Source organism: Dellaglioa sp. L3N, assembly GCF_054941095.1.
The window spans coordinates 1,185,180-1,201,605 of the sequence record NZ_CM142928.1; the positions used below are offsets into that span (position 1 = coordinate 1,185,180).

Below are 16,426 nucleotides of genomic sequence, written 5' to 3' on the forward strand. Positions count from 1 at the left end.
TTTATTCATCCAGTCCTATCACATGATTAAAATTCTGATAATCAATTAAAGCGCGTTGTTCTTTTGGCAAGTCAAGCTGATCAAGTGCCGACATAATTGCACTTGTTGCTCCAGCAGGCGCAATACCTAACGGTGCATCCGTTCCAAATAGAACGTGCTGAATGCCATAATAATCAATGGTTAACACCAATGCTTTAGCATTTCCTAGCAGAGCTGTATCGACATAGAAACGCTTAAAATCAGCAGCTTGCTCAGGTGGCAAAATATGATTGATGCGTTCTGCAAAATAAGGTACCATTGCGCCGGCATGATGAACAATTATTTTTAACGTTGGCAAGTCCTTAAACAAATCAGCCTGTACTAATTGCAGCATAGCCTGTGTCAATTCATATTCCCAACTAAAAATAATGTTATTATCTGGCTTACGTGCATCAAAAATGGGATGTAATAAAATAGGTATCTTTAATTGCGCTGCCTTTTCAAAAATAGGTCGATACTGCTTAGCTGCAATTGAGTCACCTAAAGCACGCGTAAAGAGTTGAATCCCAATTAGTTCAGGATTTATCATCACTTGTTCTTCTAAAATTCGGATTGCTTCAGGTAAATTGTTCATAGGCACCATCGCAATTCCTGCCCTGAACATATCCGAATTTGTTTGTACTAAGTCAATGATTTCAGCATTAGCCTCCCAACATAATTGGGCTGCTCTTTTAGGATCAACATAGTCTTCTGGATTAATATTAACCGCAGAAATCACTTGTTGTCCCTGACCATCCCATAGATCACGTCTTTGTTTAATATCAGTCAACAATGGTTGCTTAATAAATGGCATCTTCTGAGGTAAATCAGGCTCAATTGCTAACATTTCTTTATAGAAATGAGGAGGCAAAACATGTGCAAAAACGTCAATAGTTGTCATTTTTTTAGTCTCCTATATCCAAGCTGGTTTGTCGCCGTCAGTACCTGCTTTATCAAGGCCAATACTGTCCCCAATATATTGGTCAGGTTGTTTCATTAATTTAACTAGAAAATCTGCAACACTTTGGCGTGAAACTTCAGTCCCTTTAAAGGCTTCATCACGACTTGTTAACTCGTAATCAATTTCAGCATTATCTGTCAACCAAGCCGGACGAACTTGTGTTGCTTCAATCGGAGCCGCATCAATTAACGTTGCTGATGCCCGGAATCCTGGTAAATAAGCACCAATTGCTTGTTCATTCCATTCGCCAAACTTGCCAGGTACTTCATGATAAGCGCCCAAAGCGTTATAAAAAATCAGGCGTTGTTTTCCAGCTGCTTTCATTGCTGCCAAAATACTTTTAGTTGTTTCAGCTAAATCAGTCCCACCAACATTCGAATAGATAATATCAACATTATCCATGGCACGTGTTAGTTGAGAAACTTCTTTTGTATCGCCCTCAATCACTGATACCCTTGGTTCATTTTGATATTGCGCTAAGCGTGATGCTTTTCGTAAAAAAAGGACCAACTGATCATCTGTCTCTGCCAATAATCGTTTTGTAACTATTTGAGCCGTTTGACCATAAGCACCCAAAATTAAAATAGTTTTCATTTAAATAACCTACCTTCTATAATATATGAATTATTTCTTGTTAAAATTAGCCATTAATTTAATCCATGGACTATCTGATCACTATTATTCCCAACCACGCACTGTATTCACACCAGTTTCATCAGCCAATTTTTCTAATTCTGTCATTTCGTCTGCAGTTAACGTAATTTGACTTGATTTAACAGCATCCTCAACTTGACCTACGCTAGTCACACCAATAATTGGCGTTGTTCCTTTATTAATAGCCCATGCTGTTCCAATTTCTGCAACTGTTGCCTGATGATTATCAGCTAATTCACGCATTTTTGTAATTAAGCTTTCCAATCCTGCTAACTTATCATTATACGTATTAGCGCGATCACTTCCGGCAGGGAAAGGATGTGCTGTATCGTATTTACCTGATAATGCACCTTGTTCTAAAATCATATAAGCGAAGAAATCCATGTCATTTTTCTGACAGTAATCAATAATTCCTGTTGTTTCAGAAACACGATTTAATAAACTAAAGTGATTTTGAACAGCTGATAATTTTAAATCATATTGTGCTAAAATTTCTTGAACACGTTTAATTTGCGCTAAACTATGGTTAGAAACACCTAAATATTTAGCTTTGCCACTCTTCATTACTGAAACCATTTCTGGCGTCCACTTTTCAACATCTGCTGAATTATGAATCCAGTAGATATCTACATAATCTGTATGAAGTCGTTTTAAACTATCCGCAATCATATTTTCAGCTGGTTGATCTGTACCGTCCGCAATTTGTGGTGTAAATTTAGTTGAAAAAAGAATTTTATCGCGGTCACTCTTTTGTGCTAAATTACCTAGAATCGTTTCTGAGGCACCCATTCCGTAAACAGCGGCAGTATCCCATAAATTCAACCCATTTTTCATTGCTGCTTCAAAAACGGGTTGATAATCTTTTTCAGTTAATTGATTACCAAATACAGTTCCATTATCGCCCCAAGCCCAAGTTCCTAAAACCATTTTTGGCATATTTAATTCTTTTTGCATTGTTGTCATTTTTATTCTCCTCTATTTTAAATCACTTATTTTTATTAAATTAAATCATCCGCAATTTTATATTCTTCAAAGTAACTTTTTTGTTCTTTAATTTCACCAGTATCATACAGACTAATTTTATGATGCAACCGATCAATTGACCGCTGAATATCTTTTTGTTTATTAAGTAATTCTTTTTCTTGCTCCTCTAATAATTCTTTTCTGGCAGATAAGGTATCGTCCCCTTGTCTAACCATCGTCGCATAATCATGTAAAGTTTCAATTGGCATACCAGAGTGTCGTAAACAAACAATCATCTCCATCCAACCTTGCATGCCTTCTTCAAAATAACGATTACCATTCTTCAATCGTGGTACATCAGGCAATAGCCCAATTCGTTCATAATATCGAATCGTATCCGCTTTAATACTGTATTTTTGACTCATTTCAGTAATACTCAAGTTGCTCATAAAAGCCTCCCTCTACTAATTTAAATTCAGTATAGTACTTGAAGTGCACTCCAAGTCAAATAAATTATCTTTTTATTTTGATAGATTGTAAAATCACTCATTATTTATAGAACAAAAAACTTTTTCCACTATATTAATCACTTTAATTTTTCAAGAAACTGTAATTATTTTAACATAAAACCTGCCATAACACGCTGTCCTAGCAACTCTAGAAATAGAATTGACTAGACAAATAAATCCCCCTAAACAAAATTTGTCTAGGGGGATTATACAGGCTTAATAGTAAGCAAAACTTCTATAGAATTGACGAAGGCTACCAACAAATTCTGTTGGTAGCCTTCTCACTGAATATTTATATTTAATTTCATCTAATTAATTTTAAAATAAGTTACTAATTCTACTTCTAAACGATGTAACCCTACCTACTTTACATCCTTGCAACTCCTTGGTTGCGCCAGCGTGAATAAATGAATAGAAATCATCAAACTGAATAATTTATACTAAAGAATATTAATATTGAGCTGTCTCAACTTTAACATAATTTTATTTATTGTCAAATATTTTTTTAACTAATTAGCAATTTTCTCTCATTTTATGTTTAATTTATGATATACTTAATGAGATATTTTAATGATGGTACCTAAATAATAACGTGACAGCAGCTTAAATTTTCGGTTCAATTCTGTCTCCTTCATTTTGAATACACTATTAATAGTTTGGAGGTTTATACACTATGTTAAGTAAGACAAAAAAATTCTTAAGAGCAAACAAAATTTATTATGATAAAGAACATCTCAACCCACTTATGGTTCCAGATCGTGTTTACGTATTAAATTTTGGCTTAGACGAAGATGATCTCAATAATAGATTCATCGTAGAATACACGTATACTTGGACTGGTCGAATTAAAATTAATAAAATTACGATTCGCCTCCATAATCATGTAGGTCCACACGAATTTCGTAATGAAACAGAATTACTTCATTATCTAAAAAAACACATGAAACCAGATAAATAAAGTTTGCATTAATTGCCATTAGGTGTTATATTAAACTTATGTATTTATGGTTCGGTTATTTAAAGGTGATTTGTTTCATTTATGAACACACTTCTTTTTAATAGTTCAATCAACAAATGCAAAATATATTAGTGCTTACAGCACATGGAGGTTTCATATTATGGAACAAGGTACAGTAAAATGGTTTAATGCAGATAAAGGTTTTGGTTTTATTACTCGCGAATCTGGCGACGACGTTTTCGTTCATTTCTCAGCTATCCAAGGTGACGGTTTTAAATCACTTGACGAAGGCCAAGCAGTTACTTTCGATGTTGAAGATTCTGATCGTGGACCACAAGCAACTAACGTTGTTAAAGCTTAATTATAAGCCTTTAAAACTTACCTTCGGGTAAGTTTTTTTTTACAAAAAAACAAGGATGCAACTCCATATCGGGGTTGCATCCTTGTTTTCGTTCTATTACATCGTTATTAATAATTAATTATGTCCACATAAACGTCCATTTTGGCAATCATTTACATTTTCACAAAGAAATTAAAATAATGATTAAGTCACTATAAGCTTACTTATTAGCCTTCATTCTCACCTAATTGAGATATTTCTGAAGCCACTTAATATAGTACTTCTCTCGATCAATTGCATGGTCCAATATCAAATAATGCCCATATTGTTTATTAATCTCATCTTCTGAGAAAAAAATTAATTTCATTCTTTCTTCAAGATGATTTAACTTAGCTAAATGTAACTGTGATTGTTCAAGCAACATTGATTGCAAGCGCGCATCATCTTTATTTTTAATAAAATAAAGTTTCAATACGAATTCATCTTTAAATGGCTTTAATTCATCAATGTCTGACATTAACCAGTCCATCAGCTTTTCTTCACCTTGTGGTGTAATATAATAGATTTTTTTTTCTAACTTAGTCCCCGATATTTCAACTTTATGCGTGATATAATCGACTTTTTCCATCGTTTGAAGTGTTGGATAAATTTGACTATGCCCTGCTTGCCAAAATTCCCCAATCTCTGTCGTAAACGCTTTTGTGATGTCATACCCAGACAATGGTTCTTGATTCAATAATCCCAAAATAATATATTGTAGTTTATTTTTTTTTGCCATTTACTCTCCTCAACTTGACTTTCAATAATTATCAGTATACTATAATCAAGTAAACAAAAACATGTAAATTTTTACATGTTAAAAAACACTTTAAAAGGAGAACATTAATTATGGCAAATACAGAAAAAAAATTCAAAACATTAGACGATTTCTTAGGTACACATTTTATATACACTTACGATAACGGTTGGGAATACGAATGGTACGCTAAAAATGATCATACAGTTGATTACCGTATCCATGGTGGCATGGTTGCTGGACGTTGGGTAACTGATCAAGAAGCTCACATCGTTATGCTTACTGAAGGTATCTACAAGATTGCTTGGACAGAACCTACTGGTACTGATGTTGCCTTAGACTTCTTACCAAACGAAATGAAAATAAATGGTACAATCTTCTTCCCTAAATGGGTTCAAGAACATCCTGAAATCACAGTTACTTACCAAAATGACCATATCGCTTTGATGGAAGAATCTCGTGAAAAATACGAAACATATCCTAAATTAGTGGTTCCAGAATTCGCTACAATTACTTACATTGGCGATGCTGGTCAAAATAACGAAGATGTTATTAACCAAGAACCATACGCCGGTATGCCAGATGATATCCGTAATGGTAAATACTATGACGAAAACTACAAAATGATCAAAAAAAACTAATTTAATCCAAATAAAAATCGTCTGAACTTTTAAAAGTTCAAACGATTTTTTTGTCAGTATACAAAAAAATAAAAGCCATAAGATTTTTTGACATGGGTTCATCCAGACTCATTATTGTTCAACCACCACAGATGAATTAATAAGAAAGAAGAAATCTTCGGACTACCAACTTCATTAGTTTCTAAAGTAAACTTAGAATTCACAATAGTAAGCTCTTCACAATTATCATTTTAAATAAGTTATAACACTATAATTTTTTTGACAGCGCTTACTCACTTGCGTTATATTGGTTATGAAGGAGGTCTTAATATGCTATATATATTTGGCTTTATTTTCATATTAATTGCTATCTGGCAACTAGTTCTGACTTGGAAAACTTTCACAAAACTTAAAAAGGAAGGCACCAAAGATACCTCATCCTTTATTATGTTAGCCTTATCGAATAGTCTATTATTTGCTATTGTTTTCTTACTTGTTGGAGTTGGCTGTCTTTTTTTCAAAAGCTATTTCTAAAAAATTAATTTAAATAGAAACTAAAATGAAAGGTTCCAAGAACGTTAGTCAAAACCTAACTGACTTGGAGCCTTTTGTCTAAATATTCTTTTAAATTAAAGCAGGTAATTTGTATTAAAATATTTTATAACCTTAAAATCAATACAAAAAAAGGCCTAATCATTAAAATGATTAGAACCTTCATAATATTATCCACCAACAACAGTTGACGAAGAACCTAAAAATTCAGGCAATTTATCTTAAAGACGTGCGTTTAATTCTTTTGAAAGATCTTCGAATCCAGGTTTGCCTAATAATGCAAACATGTTCTTCTTGTATGCTTCAACACCTGGTTGGTTGAATGGGTTAATACCGTTCAAGTAACCAGATACAGCAACAGCTGCTTCAAAGAAGTAGATTGTGTAACCTAATGTGTAAGCATCTTGTGTAGGAATGTTCAAAATCATGTTAGGAACATTACCATCAGTATGAGCCATAACAACACCTTGGAATGCCTTTGTATTAACAAAGTCCATTGTCTTGCCTTCTAAGTAACCTAAGCCATCAAGATCGCCTTCTTCTTCAGGAATAGCAGTATCATTAACGGGAGTTCCCACGTTGATAACAGTTTCCATCAAATTACGACGGCCTTCTTGAATATATTGACCTAATGAATGTAAATCAGTTGAGAAGTTAGCTGAAGATGGGTAAATACCCTTTTGATCTTTACCTTCAGATTCGCCCATCAATTGTTTCCACCATTCTGAGAAATATTGTAAACTTGGTTCGTAGTTTTCTAGAATTTCAGTTGTGTAGCCTTTACGGTATAAAATGTTACGTAAAGCTGCATATTGATAAGCTTCATTTTTTGTTAAATCATCATTTGAGTATTCAACACGAGCGTCTTCAGCACCTTGCATCAAGGCATCAATATCAGCACCTGAAGCAGCAATTGGTAATAAACCAACAGCAGTAAGAACTGAGAAACGGCCACCAACGTCATCAGGGATAACGAATGCTTCGTAGCCTTCAGCATCAGCTTCAACTTTTAAAGCCCCAACTTTACGATCAGTTGTTGCATAGATACGTGAGTTAGCTTCTTCTTTACCGTATTTTGCAATCAATTTTTCTTTGAATACACGGAAAGCAATTGATGGTTCTGTTGTTGTCCCAGATTTTGAAATAATATTAACTGAGAAATCACGGTCGCCAATCAAATCAACTAAATCATGTACGTATGAAGGACTGATTGAGTTTCCAGCGAATAAGATTTGAGGTGCATTTCTTTTTTCAGCTGGTAATAAGTTATAGAATGTATGGTTTAAGAATTCAATAGCTGCGCGAGCACCTAAATATGAACCACCAATACCAATAACGACTAAAACTTCTGAATTAGATTGAATTTTTTTAGCTGCTGTTTTAATACGAGCAAATTCTTCTTTATCATAGTCCTTAGGTAAATCTAAGAATCCACGGAAGTCACTACCTGCGCCTGTACCGTTGCGTAATTCACTATCTGCTGCAGTAACAAGAGCTTGCATTTCGCCAAGTTCATTGTCTTGAACGAATTTTGATAAGTTAGAACTATCGAATGAAATATGTGCCATTTTAATTATCTCCCTCATATTCTTTATTTAACAACTTACATTATACAATACTTACTAGAAAATATAACAGTTAAACGGAACTTTAATTACAAAATTGATTATTTTTTTTGCTTACTATGTGAATAGCCATAACCATAGTAGGCAATTAGCCCTAAAATAATCCAAATTAAGAAGACAATCCAAATATTAAGGGGTAACTGAATCATCAGATAAATTGAAATAATAATAGATAAAATAGGTAGTAACGGTACAAAAGGCACTCTAAATTGACCTTTACTTGGTTGGCCAAATTGTTTTCTTAAACTAATTAAAGCTAAAGCTAAAATAACAAGTACCGACAATGTCACGATATTGGTTAATTTAGCCAAACTCTCGATAGACATCAACCCACTGGCAATTGCGATTAAAATGCCCACCGTCCATGATGCTGATTTAGGTGCATTCGTTTTCTTACTAATTTTTGTTAGGTATTGGGGCAATAATCCGTCTCTAGCCTCCGAATAAAGCATCCTCGATAAACCATACGCCAAAGAAATCAAAACGCTTAAAAGCGTCATTATGGCACCAACAGAGATAACATTCCCAATAAGGCTTTGATTAACAAAACGCATCGCAAATGCAACCGGATCGCTCACATTTAATTGTGTATAAGGGACAATCCCCGTCAGCACTAACGTTACAATAATATAAAAAATAGCTGAAATACTAATTGCACCAATGATTCCCTTTGGAATTGTCTTTTGCGGATCAACCACCTCATCTGAGGCCATTGCGATTGATTCAAAACCTAAGAAGGCAAAGAACACCAGTGCAGCCCCACTCATAACACCGCTCGTACCAAATGGCATAAATGGCTGCCAGTTACTTGGCTTGATATAAAAGACCCCTACCACGACAAATAAAATAATAATTGCAAACTTCACAAATACCATAACTTTACTTAAGCGCAACGCTTTTTTAGCTTCAAATGTTGTCAACCACGTAACTAATAGCGTAATTACAACAGCGATAATGTCAACATATGACCCTTTTGAGGCATTATATGAAGCACTCAGCGCAACTGGCAGCTGAATATTAAGACCCATCAAGAAGCCTTGCATATACGCTGACCAACCCGAAGCTACAGACGCGCCAGCTAAAATATATTCGCAAATAGTAAACCAACTGACGAACCAAGCGATAAATTCGCCAAAAATAACATAAACATAATTATATGAACCACCAGAAACCGGTATTCTCGATGAAAATTCTGCATAAGAAAAGCCGTTCATTATCACTGCAACTGCAGCAATAACAAACGACAAAATAAGAGCAGGGCCGGCCTCTTGACTGGCAGCAGTTCCCGTAACAACGAAAATCCCCGTACCAACAATTGCACCCAAGCCTAAGAGAATAAGGTCACTGGTTTTAAGAGTTCGTTTCAATTTACTGACATTATTAGTTGCCGCAAATTCCTTTTTTCTTAAATCCATTGGCTAGCTCCCCTTTACTATTTTATAAAGTTTTCATAATTCCTAACATAATAACACCAACAATAACAAGAATTGATCCAAGTGTCACATAGACCATTTCACGACTGGTTTTCTTTTCACCTAACAAGTAGATGCTACCAAATGTTGAGATAACAATACCCATTTGAGAAAATGAGAAACTAACCGCTTGACCTAATCTAGGAATTGATAAGAACATAAAGATGTTACCAGCGCCCCAAATAAGTCCTGTTAAAATATTTTTAAATGTTGCCGATTTCATAATAACTTCATGTGCAAGAAGTGCGTAGAATCCAGCACCGATAACCATACCAACTGCCTGTGGCAAAATTGTTGCCATTGTGAATGCTCTTGATTCAGCAGCTGCCATATTAACTGTTGCGTAATGAACAACAATTGTATAGCCGACATACCCTACTGTAGACAAGGCGATAGCACGTACTCCTGCAGCCGTGTTTTCAGCTTTATGTGAGTCAGACAAAACTGAACTTTTTTTGTCTCTTAATGATGTCAAAGCTGCCCCTGCAATAATAACGATCATTGCAATTGTTCCAATAATAACCATTTGAGTTGTCTTCCATTCACTGAATAAAATGACACCTGCTAAAGCATTACCTGCTAACTGCAACCCAGTTGAAACAGGAACAGCTTTTGAAATACCAATTGCTTTCATCGCATGAAATTGTTGGTTTTGACCTAAACTCCAAAATAAACCTGAAATAATACCAATAATCCAAACTTTACCGCTCATTTCTGGTTGATAAATGCCATAAATGGCAATTCCAAAAATTAAGGCACCCCATGTCATACCAACTGTTTGTTGGTTGGCAGTTCCACCAAGTTTTCCACTTATAAGTCCAATACTCCCCCATGCAATTGCAGGGATTAATGCCATTAAGATAATCATAATTAATTCAATCCTCTATTCTCTCTCATTATTCTTTTTCGCGATTTAACTATTTTAGCAGTAAAGTAACCGCATTTACAACCCTAAAATCAAAAATTTAATGATTGCCGTAACAACATTTGAAACGGGTTACATGCGAACCTCATCAAAACCGCGCAAGAACGTTTAAAAACAAGCATTTTCCTTTATTAATTTATTTTTATTTTATGCACAAAAAAAGCAATCTTATTCATAAATAATAAGATTGCTTTTTGATTAATCAACTTTAATGACTAATGTTTTTAAATAATTACCTTGACGGTATTCTTTATTCGTCACAAAATCACTCGATAATCGGAATGTTTCAAGTAACGTGAACGAACGATTCTTGTTTGCGAATGCTTCCGTAATTTGTTCTTTTAATTTTTTAATGCTTAGCCCTGCTGCATTTGTTGAGAACATAATGACACCATCTTTTTGTGTAATATCAATGGCATCTTCAGCAAGTTGGACATAATCCTTTTGAACTGAGAATGTTCTTTTCTTTGAACGAACAAAACTTGGTGGATCCAAAATAACCAAATCATAAATAATATGATGTTTCTTCGCATAATCTAAATATCCGAAGACATCCATTCCACGAATTTCTTGCTTTTCAGGATCAATGTTATTTAGTGCAAATTGTTCTTTTGTCCGGTCGATATTTTTATGAGAAACATCAACACTAACTGTTTTAAGCGCACCACCGACTGACGCAGCAACTGATGTGGCACCTGTATTACTAAAGCCATTAAAAACCAATTTTCCTTCAGCGTACTTGTTCATGATTGCTTTACGCATTTCACGTTGTTCTAAGAATAGACCTGTCGTTGCTTCATTAAGATATGCGGCAAATTGAAGCCCATTTTCTTTAACGATAAGTGGTGTAGGCGCATCTTTTCCGCGGACTTTAAAAGTTGAAGGTTCGCCTTTTGTATCATAACGAAGATTAGCATAAATACCTTTGTAACTTGTAACGGCATCAGAAAATGCGCTATAAATCATATCTTTGTGTTGATAAAGACCTAAACTATACCATGTAAATACATAGTAATCATCGTAGTAATCAATTGTTAATCCACCAATACCTTCTCCTTCACCATTAAAAAAGCGGAAAGCATTTGTATCTTTATTAGTAAATAATGACTTACGGTTCATTCTGGCATTATTAAATAATTTCGAGAAAAAGTCCTCATCTATACGTGCTTCTTCATTTCGTGAAAAAATCCAGCCATCCCCACGATTTTGTTCGGCAAAGTAACCATAAGCAACAAATTGATTATGTAATGTTAAGGCAACCCATTCCCCTTCTTTAAAATCACGTGTTGTTTGTAAATCTTCTTTATCAATTAATGGATACCCATTTTTAAACTTTTTTGCTGCATGTGAAATAATTTCTACTTTTCTCAATGACTAGCACTCCTTTTATTTTTTAATATTTTTTTCTTAGTTAATATTCGATTTAAGATAAGATATAGCCCACAGCCTATTAATGTGCCAAACGAGTTAAAAATCACGTCGTCTATATCACTAATTCCGGATCCTAGTATAAACTGTCCACATTCAATGCTGATTGACAAACCAATACCCACCAACATTGTTTTTACTAGAGAATGCTTTTTGAACTGCTTTAATCTGGGTAAAATAATTCCTAACGGAACAAACCAAAGAATGTTACCATATAGATTATACACGAAATCGAACGAAGATTGTCCATTTGTCAATTTAATTGTTTCAATTAATGGTTTCCAGTTAATCATTTGAAAATTATAGTTGGTACTTAGTCTGATATCCCAAGGAAAATAGACATGTCTAAAGACTGTTAATTCAATTAATAAAATGAGATATGCCGCTAATAAGAATCTCACAAATTCTGTTTTAAAACTTATCTTCTTCCTTTGATAGAATCCTATACCTGTTCGGATAACGAGATAGACGATTAAATAAAAAATAGTTTTATCAACACTAAGAAAGATAAGATGAATTAATGGGAAGTGATTAATCCCTTGTGAGTAATGCTGTAATACAAATTCATATAATTTTGATAAAAATAGCATTATCTCAGCCCCACTTTCCATTCTCTTTCCACAATTTTAACAAATAAAAGCACCTTTTTTTAATACACACCTTAATTTTCATGAAAATTTAATAACTTAAAAATGCATTAATAAGCTGTGACATAGATTGACACAAATTTACTATAACCTGTAAACTAGAATGATGACTTTAGCATGATCATACTTGAAAGGACGGTTCAAACCGTGCAAACACTCAAACGATTCAGAACATTTCTCAATACAAAGCTTGGCTTTTTCACCTTACTCTTATTTCTTTTTTGGTTGAAAACAATCACTGCATACCTAGTTGATTTTAAATTAGGTGTTTCAGGAATTTATCAATATTTTATTCTCTTATTAAATCCCATTGGAACGACAATGTTACTACTTGGGCTCGCGCTATACATAAAAAAGCCAGTCATTTCATATCTAGTCATGTTTCTTATTTATATCGCAAACTCAGCATTATTATTTTTCAATATCATCTACTATCGAGAATTCACTGATTTTATGACAATTAACACTATGTTAGGCTATTCCAAAGTTTCTGAAGGCATTAGTGGTAGTTCCTTTGCCCTAATGAAACCACATGATATTTTTTATATTATTGATTTAGCCTTGATTATTCTTTTATTTTTAACTCGTTTTTTAAAATTCAGTCCGCAACCTTTTAAAAAGACTCACGCTTTTGCAATTACATCATTCTCAATTATGCTCACATTAGCAACGTTAACTCTGGGTGAAATTGATCGTCCGCAATTAATTACAAGAACATTTGATCGTAATTATATCGTTAAGTATCTAGGAATTGACTCCTATACAGTTTACGATAGTTTTAAAACAGTTAAAAATAATCGTGTTCGTGATACTGCTGAAAGTTATGATTTAAATGATGTGCTTGATTTCACAAAATCACATTATGCGGCGCCAAATCCAAGCATGTACGGCATTGCAAAAGGTAAAAATGTCATTGTCATTCATTTAGAAAGTTTCCAACAGTTCTTAATCAACTTTAAAGTAAATGGTAAAGAAGTAACGCCTTTCTTAAACTCGCTTTATAACGGCAAAGAAACTTACAGTTTTCCCAACTTTTTCAATCAAGTCGGACAAGGTAAGACTTCCGACGCTGAAAATCTCTTAGAAACAAGTGTTTATGGGTTAGCTCAAGGATCAGTTTTCACATCTCTTGGATCTGAAAATACTTTTGAAGCAGCTCCAGCCATCTTAAATCAAACTTCCGGCTATTCTAGCGCGGTATTCCATGGTAACACCGGTTCATTTTGGAATAGAGATTCAGTTTACAAGAGTATGGGTTATCAATACTTCTTTGATTCAAGTTATTATGATACTTCTGCAAACAATACACTTGAATATGGCTTGAAAGATAAATTATTATTCAATGATTCCGTTAAATATTTAGAAAAATTACAACAACCATTCTATGCGAAATTCATTACCGTTTCAAATCATTTTCCATTTGGTATTGATGCGCAAAATAAAGACTTTGAAGTTCCAAATACAGGTGATACATCCGTTAATAATTACTTCCAAACAGCTCATTATTTAGATGAATCTGTTAAAGAACTTTTCACATATTTAAAGAAATCTGGTTTGTACGATAACTCAATGATTGTCCTTTATGGTGATCATTATGGTATTTCAGATTCAAGAAATGTAAAACTGGCACAACTTCTGGGTAAATCATCCGAAACATGGAGCTCATTTGATAATACGCAATTACAGCGTGTGCCATTCATGCTCCATATTCCTGGAACAAAAAACGGTGGTGTTCAAAAACAATATGGTGGCGAAGTTGACGTCTTGCCTACGCTGCTTCATTTGTTAGGTATCGATTCATCATCCTATGTTCAATTTGGGACTGATTTATTCTCTAAAAATCATGATCAAACCGTTGCCTTCAGAAATGAAAACTTCATTACCCCTGACTATACCGTTTTAGATTCAAATATCTATGACAATGCTACTGGTAAAGAAGTCACTCATCCGTCTGCAGCTGTTGAAAAAACAATTACAAAAGACCAATCACAGGTCAGTACCGAATTAAGCTTATCAGATACTGTTAATAATCAAAATCTGTTACGTTATTACACACCTAAGAATTTTAAACCGGTCCAACCAAGTGCCTATAATTATAAGAATCAATATAGTAAATTATTAAAGTTGCAAGAAAGCCTTAAAAAGAACTCGACAAGCCTCTATTCAAAAAATGGCAATAAATCGACGACAGATTTATATAAAACGGATGCTCCTGAATTAAAAGCATCGTCAAGTTCTTCATCAAGTTCCGCTACTTCTAACTCAACCACGAGTAGTTCAAGTTCAAAATAAAAAATAAACATTACTGAAATTTATTTTTCAGCAATGTTTATTTTTTTATTCTAGCCAATTTCACACAATAATCATACTTATTATTTAAAATAACTAGTATTGCCTCATCATCTATGAAAAAAATAAGGCCCCATTGCATTACACAATAAGACCTCATTTTATCAATATCACTAATTTAATTTTTGTTGCCAAGCATCTGAATAATACTCATTACTTAAATGATACTTTGGCTTAACCTGCTTTTGCGTTAAGAATGGGTTCACATAACTATCAACAGCAACCCAGCCTTTCCAGCCCAAATGAATGGTATCTTCCATGAAGTATTTTTCATTACCACGTTGACTGAAATCAGCAATTCGGTTAAAACCTTGAGATTTTAATTGATGTGTAATTTTACTATCATAATTAGCCAGCATCTCTGTTGACAATCCCGTATAATTTGACCACCGTTCATTAACAGGTGGGATAATAAATAAGACATCCGTATGCTGCTTAGCAAACTGATTTAAAACTAATTGAAAATCTGAAAATTCTACTGAACGATTATAATTCAAGTTAACTTGCTTATTTGCCAATTTACCAACTGTTTTATTCAAATGACGTTTCCAGTAACTATTTTTGATTGCAAAATCATTATCAGTCGTTGCTTTGGCGCCAAATTGCCCCGCAAGAACATTTAATGCATTCAAATCATATTTAGCTGGAAGATTTTTAACTTGCTTATTGATAATCGGTAATCGGTTCATCATTGGGTGCCCCGAAAATAGTTGATCTTCGTGCTGTAACATTGTTAATTTGATACGAAACTGACTGGCATCAAATTCAGATAAAGGATGACCGTTAGCAATCTTATGCATTGCTTTCAACACAGCCTCATTGCCCTCACCAGACATCAAATCGATAAACCTACCAGCTGCGTAACGGTCTGACTGACTATTCGCATTTGCAGATAATAACCACTCTGTTGTTTGTAATGGCGAGTAAAAATTGTTAAATACCCCTTTTTTGACACCGCCTGGCACAAACCATTGTGGTGATACCACGAAGACCGCTTTTTTATTCTTTAATTGACCCTTTATACCTTGTAAATCAAAGTAATGCGTAAGTGATTGCGTTCCACCTGTACCCATTAAAAATGGCCGATATGACCGTTTATATTTTTGAGCTAGGACAGAGGGATGCATTGAATCCATTCGAGAAAATTCTGATGACCCAATAAATGCCACGTAACCATCTTCCAACGCTTCCTGTCGAATAGCAGAACCTTTTAAAACCTTATTAGATTGAGAGATTGCCGCTTTTTCTTCAGTTTTTGCAGAACTGAAACTATATTTGACTGGTGCAAGTAAAATGACAAGTAATAAAATAATTGCCACAATAACAGGCCCAATAATCATGAATAATTTCTTCTTAAATCCCATCTAGATCATACTTTCTACTTTTTCAATAATTAGATTTGGTGTTGCCCATTCAGAACGTTCGAACTCAGAAATTGGCACATTAATCCCTAATCCGTCTTGTAATTCCAAAATTAATTGAATTGAGCCCATTGAATCTAATAAGCCCTCGTCAAAAATATTTAAATCTAAATTATTTTTTACCTCATCACTATTTGTTACATTTTCTAAAATCTCTAAAACTTTTTCTTTTGTATTCATATCCATTC

General features: G+C 34.0%; 16 protein-coding genes. 4 read left to right on the top strand and 12 right to left on the bottom strand.

The genetic code is table 11. The features are described from left to right. Window position 1: 1 nt before the first annotated feature. From ACVPPR_RS05970 to ACVPPR_RS05985, 4 genes are all read right to left on the bottom strand, one after another. Window positions 2-919, bottom strand: a complete 918-nt coding sequence (locus ACVPPR_RS05970; RefSeq protein ID WP_462303885.1) for an amidohydrolase family protein — start codon at window positions 917-919, stop codon at window positions 2-4. A 12-nt stretch (window positions 920-931) separates the two neighbouring features. Further along, complete coding sequence (locus ACVPPR_RS05975) at window positions 932-1,573, bottom strand: NAD(P)H-binding protein (RefSeq protein WP_462297340.1); 642 nt, start codon at window positions 1,571-1,573, stop codon at window positions 932-934. A gap of 84 nt (window positions 1,574-1,657) precedes the next feature. Then, window positions 1,658-2,596, bottom strand: coding sequence for an aldo/keto reductase (locus ACVPPR_RS05980; protein ID WP_462297339.1), 939 nt, complete (start codon window positions 2,594-2,596; stop codon window positions 1,658-1,660). 35 nt (window positions 2,597-2,631) lie between these two features. Next, window positions 2,632-3,045 carry a MerR family transcriptional regulator gene (locus ACVPPR_RS05985; protein ID WP_462297338.1) on the bottom strand — a complete coding sequence of 138 codons (414 nt, stop codon included), beginning with the start codon at window positions 3,043-3,045 and terminating at the stop codon, window positions 2,632-2,634. Window positions 3,046-3,778: 733 nt separating this feature from the next. Between ACVPPR_RS05985 and ACVPPR_RS05990 the strand changes: the two genes are divergently transcribed. Beyond that, window positions 3,779-4,063, top strand: a complete 285-nt coding sequence (locus tag ACVPPR_RS05990; RefSeq protein WP_462297337.1) for a hypothetical protein — start codon at window positions 3,779-3,781, stop codon at window positions 4,061-4,063. A 160-nt stretch (window positions 4,064-4,223) separates the two neighbouring features. Beyond that, on the top strand, window positions 4,224-4,424 hold the full coding sequence (locus ACVPPR_RS05995) for a cold-shock protein (protein WP_057973786.1): 201 nt from the start codon (window positions 4,224-4,226) through the stop codon (window positions 4,422-4,424). Window positions 4,425-4,647: 223 nt separating this feature from the next. On the opposite strand, the gene ACVPPR_RS06000 is transcribed toward ACVPPR_RS05995, so the two are convergent. Beyond that, window positions 4,648-5,181, bottom strand: a complete 534-nt coding sequence (locus tag ACVPPR_RS06000; protein ID WP_462303886.1) for a PadR family transcriptional regulator — start codon at window positions 5,179-5,181, stop codon at window positions 4,648-4,650. A gap of 110 nt (window positions 5,182-5,291) precedes the next feature. On the opposite strand from ACVPPR_RS06000, the gene ACVPPR_RS06005 reads away from it, so the two are divergent. Continuing rightward, on the top strand, window positions 5,292-5,840 hold the full coding sequence (locus tag ACVPPR_RS06005; protein WP_462296828.1) for a phenolic acid decarboxylase: 549 nt from the start codon (window positions 5,292-5,294) through the stop codon (window positions 5,838-5,840). Window positions 5,841-6,592: 752 nt separating this feature from the next. On the opposite strand, the gene ACVPPR_RS06010 is transcribed toward ACVPPR_RS06005, so the two are convergent. The 5 genes from ACVPPR_RS06010 to ACVPPR_RS06030 all read right to left on the bottom strand — a co-directional run bounded on the left by ACVPPR_RS06010 (window position 6,593) and on the right by ACVPPR_RS06030 (window position 12,411). Then, window positions 6,593-7,939 (bottom strand): glucose-6-phosphate isomerase, encoded by a 1,347-nt coding sequence (locus tag ACVPPR_RS06010; RefSeq protein ID WP_462303887.1) that lies wholly within the window; start codon window positions 7,937-7,939, stop codon window positions 6,593-6,595. 98 nt (window positions 7,940-8,037) lie between these two features. Then, window positions 8,038-9,411, bottom strand: a complete 1,374-nt coding sequence (locus ACVPPR_RS06015; protein WP_462303888.1) for an APC family permease — start codon at window positions 9,409-9,411, stop codon at window positions 8,038-8,040. 22 nt (window positions 9,412-9,433) lie between these two features. After that, window positions 9,434-10,336, bottom strand: coding sequence for a GRP family sugar transporter (locus tag ACVPPR_RS06020; protein WP_462296926.1), 903 nt, complete (start codon window positions 10,334-10,336; stop codon window positions 9,434-9,436). A gap of 255 nt (window positions 10,337-10,591) precedes the next feature. Then, on the bottom strand, window positions 10,592-11,764 hold the full coding sequence (locus ACVPPR_RS06025; RefSeq protein ID WP_462296927.1) for a class I SAM-dependent rRNA methyltransferase: 1,173 nt from the start codon (window positions 11,762-11,764) through the stop codon (window positions 10,592-10,594). After that, window positions 11,761-12,411 (bottom strand): VanZ family protein, encoded by a 651-nt coding sequence (locus ACVPPR_RS06030; RefSeq protein WP_462303889.1) that lies wholly within the window; start codon window positions 12,409-12,411, stop codon window positions 11,761-11,763. The genes ACVPPR_RS06025 and ACVPPR_RS06030 overlap by 4 nt, the downstream gene beginning before the upstream one ends. Before the next feature lie 174 nt (window positions 12,412-12,585). Between ACVPPR_RS06030 and ACVPPR_RS06035 the strand changes: the two genes are divergently transcribed. After that, on the top strand, window positions 12,586-14,760 hold the full coding sequence (locus ACVPPR_RS06035) for an LTA synthase family protein (protein ID WP_462303890.1): 2,175 nt from the start codon (window positions 12,586-12,588) through the stop codon (window positions 14,758-14,760). A gap of 170 nt (window positions 14,761-14,930) precedes the next feature. Here the strand turns inward: ACVPPR_RS06035 and dltD are convergent, their stop codons facing one another. Continuing rightward, the gene (gene dltD, locus ACVPPR_RS06040; RefSeq protein WP_462303891.1) at window positions 14,931-16,181 is read right to left on the bottom strand and encodes a D-alanyl-lipoteichoic acid biosynthesis protein DltD; all 1,251 of its coding nucleotides are present in this window, start codon (window positions 16,179-16,181) and stop codon (window positions 14,931-14,933) included. After that, on the bottom strand, window positions 16,182-16,418 hold the full coding sequence (gene dltC, locus ACVPPR_RS06045) for a D-alanine--poly(phosphoribitol) ligase subunit DltC (RefSeq protein WP_462296931.1): 237 nt from the start codon (window positions 16,416-16,418) through the stop codon (window positions 16,182-16,184). Window positions 16,419-16,426 lie beyond the last annotated feature (8 nt).

Coding starts and splice junctions, on each gene's coding strand:
- ACVPPR_RS05970 (WP_462303885.1), bottom strand. CDS start 919: ATGACAACTATTGACGTTTTTGCACATGTTTTGCCTCCTCATTTCTAT.
- ACVPPR_RS05975 (WP_462297340.1), bottom strand. CDS start 1,573: ATGAAAACTATTTTAATTTTGGGTGCTTATGGTCAAACGGCTCAAATA.
- ACVPPR_RS05980 (WP_462297339.1), bottom strand. CDS start 2,596: ATGACAACAATGCAAAAAGAATTAAATATGCCAAAAATGGTTTTAGGA.
- ACVPPR_RS05985 (WP_462297338.1), bottom strand. CDS start 3,045: ATGAGCAACTTGAGTATTACTGAAATGAGTCAAAAATACAGTATTAAA.
- ACVPPR_RS05990 (WP_462297337.1), top strand. CDS start 3,779: ATGTTAAGTAAGACAAAAAAATTCTTAAGAGCAAACAAAATTTATTAT.
- ACVPPR_RS05995 (WP_057973786.1), top strand. CDS start 4,224: ATGGAACAAGGTACAGTAAAATGGTTTAATGCAGATAAAGGTTTTGGT.
- ACVPPR_RS06000 (WP_462303886.1), bottom strand. CDS start 5,181: ATGGCAAAAAAAAATAAACTACAATATATTATTTTGGGATTATTGAAT.
- ACVPPR_RS06005 (WP_462296828.1), top strand. CDS start 5,292: ATGGCAAATACAGAAAAAAAATTCAAAACATTAGACGATTTCTTAGGT.
- ACVPPR_RS06010 (WP_462303887.1), bottom strand. CDS start 7,939: ATGGCACATATTTCATTCGATAGTTCTAACTTATCAAAATTCGTTCAA.
- ACVPPR_RS06015 (WP_462303888.1), bottom strand. CDS start 9,411: ATGGATTTAAGAAAAAAGGAATTTGCGGCAACTAATAATGTCAGTAAA.
- ACVPPR_RS06020 (WP_462296926.1), bottom strand. CDS start 10,336: ATGATTATCTTAATGGCATTAATCCCTGCAATTGCATGGGGGAGTATT.
- ACVPPR_RS06030 (WP_462303889.1), bottom strand. CDS start 12,411: ATGCTATTTTTATCAAAATTATATGAATTTGTATTACAGCATTACTCA.
- ACVPPR_RS06035 (WP_462303890.1), top strand. CDS start 12,586: ATGATCATACTTGAAAGGACGGTTCAAACCGTGCAAACACTCAAACGA.
- dltD (WP_462303891.1), bottom strand. CDS start 16,181: ATGGGATTTAAGAAGAAATTATTCATGATTATTGGGCCTGTTATTGTG.
- dltC (WP_462296931.1), bottom strand. CDS start 16,418: ATGAATACAAAAGAAAAAGTTTTAGAGATTTTAGAAAATGTAACAAAT.